The sequence below is a fragment of the Rhodoferax sp. RT5P35 genome (genome assembly GCF_056521385.1).
On record NZ_JBWMAX010000206.1, the window covers coordinates 1 to 1,235 of the forward strand.

General features: G+C 63.6%; 2 protein-coding genes. Both read left to right on the plus strand.

Features of this window, described 5'->3' with window-relative positions:
* On the plus strand, positions 1-663 hold a 663-nt coding region (locus AC097L_RS24995), incomplete at its 5' end, for a FimD/PapC C-terminal domain-containing protein (protein ID WP_479589410.1).
* The coding region (locus AC097L_RS25000; protein WP_479589411.1) for a spore coat protein U domain-containing protein at positions 656-1,235 on the plus strand (580 nt) is incomplete at its 3' end. The genes AC097L_RS24995 and AC097L_RS25000, both read left to right, overlap by 8 nt.

Consider the following 1,235-nt stretch of genomic DNA (forward strand, 5'->3'; position numbering starts at 1 on the left):
GCCCAGGGCTCTGACAGCTCCAGCTGGATGGGGGCGACCGGTTCGGTGGTCGCTATGGACGGTGGGGTATTTGCCGCCAACCGCATCAACGATGCCTTCGTGCTGGTCTCCACCAATGGCGTGGCGGGCGTGCCTATCCGCTATGAAAACCAGTCCATAGGCCGCACCGACGCTGCGGGCCATATCCTGGTGCCCGGCGTGCCCGGTTTTTACCCTGCGCGGGTGGAGGTGGACGTGCTGGAGCTACCCGACCACATGCAGCTCGCGCAGTCCCAGCAGCGGCTCAGCGTGCGCTCCGGCAGCGGTGCCTTGCTCAGGTTCAACATCGAGAAAACCCTGGCGGCGCGCATCACGCTGGTGGACGAACAGGGGCGGCCGCTGCCCTTGGGTTGGCAGGTGGAGCATGTGCAAACAGGCCAAAAATCCGTCGTGGGTTGGGATGGACTGGTGTATCTGGAGGGGCTGAAAGCGCTGAACGAGTTGCTGGTGCGCGGCCCTGGCACGACCCGCTGCCGCGTGCGCTTTCCGGTGATGGTGGATGGCCCGCAGGTGCTGCGTATCGGGCCACTGGCGTGCCAGCCCGAGAGCGGCGAACAAACCGCATTGATGACCTTGTCGCGCCCTGTGGGCGCGCTAACCCTAGCCCTTTACCGCCATGAATAACTGTCTATCCTGGGCCACCCGGCTGCTTGCTGCTGTGGCGTTTCGCCGTTTCTGCCTGTGTATCGTGGTGTGGGGACTGGCACCGGTGGCATGGGCTTGCACCAGCACGGAGACCGGCGGCAACCTGGGCACCGTGACCTCCCAGCAGGTCAAAAACGGAGCCTCCATCACCGGCTCGGGCAACTTGTCGTACACCTGTGGCCCGGTGGTGCTGTCTGTGTTGGCCGGAACGCCCACCCTCAAAGCCACGCTACAGCCCTCGGTCAGCGGCTTGACTCTGAAAAACGGTGCCCATGCCATTCCCTACCAGGTGTTCAGCAACCCGGGCCTGAGCACGGCGTACAGCGGCGGGCTGGTGGTCATCAACCTGAACGGCAGCAGTTTGCTGTCTCTTCTGAACACGGCCGGTGGACAGGTGCCCATTTATATCGCCACGACACCGGGGGCGAATATTCCTGCGGGTACCTACACCGACACCCTGCAACTCACCTGGGCGTACCAGAATATTTGTGAGGGTCTGGTCAACCTGGGAGGGCTGTGCCTGGGTGTCTTGAACAACGGCTCGGTCACCC